Below are 6,553 nucleotides of genomic sequence, written 5' to 3'. Positions count from 1 at the left end.
AAATGGCGGCCGGCCGTGGACATGCTGGATGAGCCGGCATGTTGGGGCTGGATGCGCCGCTGGTGGTCGCCGATGAAGGGTATGGCCAAGACGGGGCCTTCCGGCTGGCCCTGACCGAGCGGAACATCGCCTACGTGGTGGGGGTGCGCTCCGATACCGCGCTTTTGGCGGCCGGTGTCTGCCGCACCGGGACGCCGTATCGGGGCGGCGAGCGGCGCCCCGATATCGGCAGCGGCGGATCAGCGCCCGGGAGATGGTGCTGGGTGAGGGGCGGCGTGCGCTGCACACGGTGACCTGGCGGGCCGGGTCCAAAAGGCCGCTGCGCTCCCGCTTCCTCGCGTTGAGGGTCCGGCCGGCGGGGATACAGATCCGCCGTGCTCACATCGGTGAGGACCTGCCGGTGTGCTGGCTTTTGGCCGAATGGCCGGTCGGGGAACCGGACCCGGCCAAGTATTGGCTGTCCACTCTCGCGGCGGAGGTGCCGCTACGGCATCTGGTGCGTATGGCCAAGATCCGCTGGCGCATTGAGCACGATTACCGTGAGCTGAAGACAGGTCTGGGCCTGGATCATTTCGAGGGCCGTACCTGGAGCGGCTGGCACTACCACGTCACCTTGGTCTCGGTCGCACACGCTTTTTGCACCCTGGAACGGCTCAACCCAAAAGCGTCGGCTGCGGCTTGAGCACCTACCGGGTCATCGCCGAGCTTCAGTTGCTGCTGGCCTGCTGGGCCGGGATCTGCCCCACCTGCCGCCGTGTGTTACCCCGACACGCCCACCTCATCCCCACCTAACCAAGCCCTACTAGGCATCGGCTTGATCCACCTGTCGGCCCGGCGGCGCGAGGAGGCGTTCCAGCAGCAACAAGCCGCTCTTGAGATCGGCGCTCTTGTCGAGCAGCCACTGCGTGCTGAGGCCGTCGGCCGCCGCAAGGACGAGTGAGGCCGCCTCGTCCAAGGGGATGTCCGACCGGACGCTTCCCGCCGCCCGGCCTTCCTCAAGGAGGGTCACGATCTTCCCCCTCAGGTCGGCGTACCGCTCGGAGAAGTGCGCCCGTGAGCGGTCGTTGCCGGCCTCCAGCGCGTGCGCCACCATGCTGTTCAGCAGGGCCATCAGCCCCGGCACCCGCATGCTGTGCTCGGCCGACCGCTGGATCAGGTCGACGAAGGTGCCACCGCCCTCGGACGCGGCGTCGATGAAGCGGCGGTCGTACTCCCGCAGCACCTCGAGAAAGAGCTGTTCGCGGGTGCCGAAGTGGTGCTTGAGCACCGGATGCGTCACGCCGATCGCTTCCCCGATCGCTCGCAGCGAGGTGCCCTCGAACCCGAGCCTGACGTAGACCGCCAGCACCTCGTCGATGATCTGCCGCCGCCGCGCAAGACCCTTCGAGTACGGCCCCCGCTTCGCCGACCCCTCCTGCCGGGTCGGCCGGATGCCTCGGGGGTCCCGGTCGGTCATGGCATGCCTCCAGAGCGATCGATGGGCCGGTGGAGCACGGCCCGCTCAATTCTATGATCCCGGCCACAAAAATATCCGCGTGGATATTTTTGCGATACGGTCTGTCCAGCGGCGGATCACGTCGCCCCCGGCATGGATGGGAAGTGATCAGATGGATGCCACCGAAGGTCCGGCGACCGGCGCGGCCGGCCGAACCACCCGAATGAAAGACCCCGGCTGGTGGAGGCAGGCGGCGATCTACCAGATCTACCCGCGGAGCTTCTCCGACCGGAACGGCGACGGCGTCGGCGACCTCGCGGGCGTCCTGTCGCGGGTCGACCACATCGCGGCCCTCGACGTGGACGCCGTCTGGTTCAGCCCGTTCTCCCCCTCGGCGCTCACCGACGGCGGGTACGACGTGGACGACTACCGCGACATCGATCCGTTGATCGGCACGCTCGCCGAGTTCGACGCGCTCGTGGCCGCGCTCCACGAACACGAGATCAAGGTCATCGTCGACCTGGTACCCAACCACAGCTCCGACCGGCACGAGTGGTTCCGCGCGGCACTCGCCTCGGCACCCGGATCGCGCGAGCGCGACCGGTACCTGTTCCGCGGCGGAACCGGCGAGAACGGCGAACTGCCGCCCAACGACTGGCAGGCCATGTTCGGCGGCCCCGCCTGGACGCGCGTGACCGAGGCCGACGGCACACCCGGCCAGTGGTACCTGCACCTCTTCTCGACCCACCAACCCGACTGGAACTGGGCCAACCAAGAGGTGCGTGACGACTTCCTCATCACGCTCCGCTTCTGGGGCGATCGCGGGGTCGACGGCTTCCGCGTCGACGTGGCCATGGGACTGGCCAAGGACATGAGCGAGCCGTACCCCCCGTGGGAGCAGGTGGGAGGCTTTCTGTTCCTCGCGCTGGGCGCCGACAACCCCTTCGGGGACGGCAAGCACCCCCTGGTCGACCGCGACGAACTCACCGAGATCTACGCCGGCTGGCGACAGGTCTTCGACGGCTACGACCCGCCCCTGTTCGCGGTCGCCGAGGCGTGGGTCGAGCCCCACCGCCGCGGACGCTACGCGAACAGCAAATCGCTCGGCCAGGCGTTCAACTTCGACCTGCTGTATGCCCAGTGGGACGCCGCGACCTTCCGCGGCGTCATCCAGCGCAACGTCGACCTCGCGTCCGAGCACGACACGACGAGCACGTGGGTCTTGTCCAACCACGACGTCGTCCGCCACGCCTCGCGGTTCGCCCCGCCGCCCGACGAGCCGGCGGAGCCCGGCACCACTGGCGACGACAGTGCCGGCCGGGCACTCCTCGGGCGGGGACTCGCACGGGCCGAGGCCGCGATCATGCTTGCTCTCGCCCTGCCGGGCAGCACCTACATGTACCAGGGCGAAGAGCTCGGCCTGCCCGAGGTGACCGGCATCCCCGCCGGCAAGGTGCAGGACCCGTGGGCGGTGGTCGAGAACGGCGTGATGATCGCGGGTCGTGACGGATGCCGTGTACCGCTGCCCTGGACCGCCGGTGGCGTCTCCTTCGGATTCAGTGCCGCGGACGCGCACCTACCGCAGCCGGACTGGTTCGGTTCGTACTCCGTCGAGACGCAGGTGGGCGACCCCTCATCGACGCTCTGCCTCTACCGCGAAGCGCTCGCCTTGAGGCGCACGCTCCAGAGCGAGGAACTACTGGAATGGCTCGAACTCGGGCCCGGCGTCGTCGCCTTCCGCCGTCCCAACGGCTGGATCTCGGTGACCAACTTCGACGCAGACCCGGTCGCGCTTCCGCCCGGACGCGTCGTCCTGCGCTCGGATCGCCGCGACGCGAACGAGCCCCTCGCCGCGGAGGCGACCGCGTGGGTGCTGCACTCGCCCGGCGAAGCCGAGTGAGCACGCACACCGAAACCCGGTCACGGACACAGTCACAGTCACGGACACGCAGGAGGAATGGGCATGGCATGGCAGTTGTTCAAGCTCGGACGCTGGTCGTTCCGGCGCCGAAGGACCGTGGCGGGAATCTGGGTCCTGCTGCTCCTCACCGTCGCTCTCGGAGCAGCGACCCTGTCGGGCAAGACGAACGACAACTTCGAGTTGTCCGGTATCGAATCGACGCAGGCGTTCGACCTGATCAGGGACCGCGATCCCGGAGCCGCGCCTGACGGCGCGACCGCGAGGGTGGTGTTCCAGGCGCCGAACGGCGAATCGCTGGCGGACCCGGCCAACAAACAGGGCGTGGCCGACGCGCTCGCGGCGCTGAGGACCAAGGGCGTCGTGTCGATCCTCGACCCGTTCGCCGCGGGGACGATCTCGCAGGACGGGCGTACCGGCTACGCCTCGGTCGGCTACGCTCGAAGCGCGGTCGATCTGTCCCAGGCGGACCGAGAGGCCCTCGAAGCCGCCCGTGACGTCGCCGAGGAAGCAGGGCTGACGATCACCATCGGCGGAGACGTGCTCGGCGTGGAGATGGACGCGGCCATCGCCGAGCTGATGGGCGTCGCCATCGCCTTCGTGGTGCTGGCCCTCACCCTCGGGTCGCTCGTCGCGGCCGGGATGCCGCTGCTGACCGCGCTGGTCGGCGTCGGCATCGGTATGGCCGCCATCGCCACCCTGACCGGGTTCGTCCAGCTCAGCACCACGACCCCCGCGCTCGGCACGATGCTCGGGCTGGCGGTCGGCATCGACTACGCGCTGTTCGTCCTGTCCCGCTATCAGGCCGAGGTACGCCAAGGCCGCCCGCTGGAGGAGGCGGCAGGCCGCGCCGTGGGCACCGCGGGCTCAGCGGTGGTGTTCGCCGGCCTCACCGTCGTCATCGCACTCGTCGGCCTCGCCGTGTGCGGCATCGGATTCCTCACCGAAATGGGACTGGGCGGAGCGCTCACCGTCGCCATCGCCGTGCTCATCGCGCTCACCCTGCTGCCCGCACTACTCGGTTTCGCCGGCGATCGCGTCGTGAAGCGAAGTCCTCGCTCCCCGGGGAAGCACACCGCCACCAACTCCGCAGACACCGGCGCCGCGGACAGCGGCGCCGCGGACACCGGCGCCGACCGCAGCCCCGGCGAGCCACGCACCCTCGGGCGTCGTTGGGTCGAAAGCCTTGCCCGTTTCCGCTGGCTCGCGCTCGTGGCAGGGATCGCGGCCGCCGCCGTGGCCTCCATCCCCGTGGCCTCCCTGCAGCTCGCGCTGCCCGACGACAGCACCAAGCCCGCGGGCAGCGACGTGCGCGTCGCCTACGACCTCATCGCCGAGCACTTCGGCGCCGGAGCCAACGGGCCGCTGCTCGTCGTCATCGACACCAAGGGAGCCCCGGCACCGGCCGCCGCGGTCGCGACCGCCACCGAGAGGCTGCAGACGCTGGCCGCCCAAGACGACTCCAACATCGCCGCCGTCGTCCCGGCCATCACCGACGACAGCCCGCAGGCGCGGCAGGCCTACACGCGGCAGCTCGACACGGCGCAGTTCGCGACGCTCACGGTGATCCCCCGCTCCGGACCGTCGGACCCGTCCACCAAGGACCTCGTCACGGACATCCGAGACACACTGTCGAGCCTGCCCGACCACAGCGGAGCCCGTGCACTGGTCACCGGCCTCACCGCGGTCGGCGTCGACATCTCCAACAAGCTGACCGAGGCGTTCCCGCTCTACCTCACCGTCGTCGTGGGGCTGGCCGTCATCCTGCTCATCGCGGTGTTCCGCTCGCTCTGGGTTCCCGTCAAGGCCGCGCTCGGCTTCCTGTTCTCCGTCGGTGTCTCCTTGGGGGCGACCGTCGCGGTCTTCCAGTGGGGCCGGCTCAACGAACTCGTCGGTCTCGACACCACCGGCCCGGTGCTGTTCCTGCTACCGATCCTGCTCACCGGCATCCTGTTCGGCCTGGCGATGGACTACGAGGTCTTCCTCGTCACCCGCATGCGAGAGGCCTACGTCCACGGCTCACCAGCGCGTCAGGCGGTCATCGACGGGTTCGCCCACAGCGCCCGCGTCGTGGCCGCCGCCGCCCTCATCATGGTCGGCGTGTTCGCAGGCTTCACCCTCACCGACGACATCATCCTCAAGACCATCGGTTTCGCCCTCGCCATCGGCGTCCTCGCCGACGCGTTCCTGGTCCGCATGCTCATCGTTCCCGCCGCCATGCTCATCATCGGCCGACGAATGTGGTGGATGCCCCGCGTCATGAACAAGCTCGTGCCAACCTTGGACGTCGAAGGCCAGGCACTCACCGAACACCTCGCACCACGCGAGCCGATCGGCCGGTGCTTCGACACCGAGTCGGCACCCTCACCGCAGAACCTCAGCGAACAGCACCCCGATGTGTCATCCACAAGGGAACCAACCGGTCAAAAGCGTTAGTAGCGCAGTCCGGGCAGGCCGATCGCGATCGCGGACAGGGTGCGCACCAGGGTGGGGATCATCTTGGGGCAGGCGGCGGCGAGCTCGGGCTCCTGGGCGTACAGCTCCAGCATGGTCGGGGACGGGTTGACCACCGGATAGAGGGTCCCGGCCAGGGCGCTGGCGACCATCACCATTTCGGTGCCCTCGCTCTCGGTCAGGTCGGGGTGCGCCGCGCCCACCTCGGCCCCGAGTTCGGCGATGACCTGGAGCACGACCTGTTTGAACGCCCGCGCGGCGGCGACCGAGACGTTGTGCTCCAAGGTGGTGGAGGTCTGGCTGAGCAGGTCGCAGAAGAGGCGGCGGGCGTCCAGGGTCTCGCTGAGCACGGTGATCGGGTCGCCGCCGGCCCGGAGCAGCGGGGTCACGGCGGCCGCCCACTCCTGCCACGCGTCAGCCGCGAGTTCGAGGTAGATCTCCTCGCGAGTCCCGAAATATCGGATCACATTGGACTTGGCCAGCCCGACGGCGGCGGCCACGCTGCCCAGGCTCACATGCTGGACCCCGACCTCCAGCGCCAGCTCATGGGCGGCGGCGAGGATCGCCTCGCGCCGGAGTTGCTTCTGCTCCGGTCGCCGCGCGCGGATGAATGTCACCTGTGCCATGTCCCCGCAAGCATACAATCAACTAAGAGAGCGTTTGATCCTGTGAGTTCTGTCTGATCTGGGTATTCAGGTTCCGCGCCAGTCTGGGGTGGTTTCGCCGGTGAGGCGGCGAGTCATGGT

The 6,553-nt window shown here is 69.0% G+C and carries 6 protein-coding genes; 4 read left to right on the top strand and 2 right to left on the bottom strand.

Translation table 11 applies throughout. The annotated features are described in order from the left end of the window. Nucleotides 1-38 precede the first annotated feature (38 nt). Both ABZU75_RS44610 and ABZU75_RS44605 read left to right on the top strand, forming a co-directional pair. Entirely contained in the window at nucleotides 39-293 is a 255-nt protein-coding gene (locus tag ABZU75_RS44610) for a transposase (RefSeq protein ID WP_355569001.1), read from the top strand. Then, nucleotides 254-682, top strand: coding sequence for a transposase (locus tag ABZU75_RS44605; protein ID WP_355568998.1), 429 nt, complete (start codon nucleotides 254-256; stop codon nucleotides 680-682). The genes ABZU75_RS44610 and ABZU75_RS44605 overlap by 40 nt, the downstream gene beginning before the upstream one ends. A 120-nt stretch (nucleotides 683-802) precedes the next feature. On the opposite strand, the gene ABZU75_RS44600 is transcribed toward ABZU75_RS44605, so the two are convergent. Then, nucleotides 803-1,456 (bottom strand): TetR/AcrR family transcriptional regulator, encoded by a 654-nt coding sequence (locus ABZU75_RS44600; RefSeq protein ID WP_355568995.1) that lies wholly within the window; start codon nucleotides 1,454-1,456, stop codon nucleotides 803-805. A gap of 202 nt (nucleotides 1,457-1,658) precedes the next feature. Between ABZU75_RS44600 and ABZU75_RS44595 the strand changes: the two genes are divergently transcribed. Continuing rightward, nucleotides 1,659-3,335 (top strand): glycoside hydrolase family 13 protein, encoded by a 1,677-nt coding sequence (locus ABZU75_RS44595; RefSeq protein WP_355568992.1) that lies wholly within the window; start codon nucleotides 1,659-1,661, stop codon nucleotides 3,333-3,335. A 63-nt stretch (nucleotides 3,336-3,398) separates the two neighbouring features. Beyond that, nucleotides 3,399-5,789 carry an MMPL family transporter gene (locus ABZU75_RS44590; protein ID WP_355568989.1) on the top strand — a complete coding sequence of 797 codons (2,391 nt, stop codon included), beginning with the start codon at nucleotides 3,399-3,401 and terminating at the stop codon, nucleotides 5,787-5,789. On the opposite strand, the gene ABZU75_RS44585 is transcribed toward ABZU75_RS44590, so the two are convergent. Further along, nucleotides 5,786-6,433 carry a TetR family transcriptional regulator gene (locus tag ABZU75_RS44585; protein WP_355568986.1) on the bottom strand — a complete coding sequence of 216 codons (648 nt, stop codon included), beginning with the start codon at nucleotides 6,431-6,433 and terminating at the stop codon, nucleotides 5,786-5,788. The genes ABZU75_RS44590 and ABZU75_RS44585 overlap by 4 nt on opposite strands. Nucleotides 6,434-6,553: the final 120 nt, after the last annotated feature.

It is taken from the genome of Streptosporangium sp. NPDC005286, assembly GCF_040607515.1.
Lineage (GTDB): Bacteria > Actinomycetota > Actinomycetes > Streptosporangiales > Streptosporangiaceae > Streptosporangium.
Note: the sequence above shows the minus strand (reverse complement) of the source record. Positions and strands in the feature narration are given on the sequence as shown.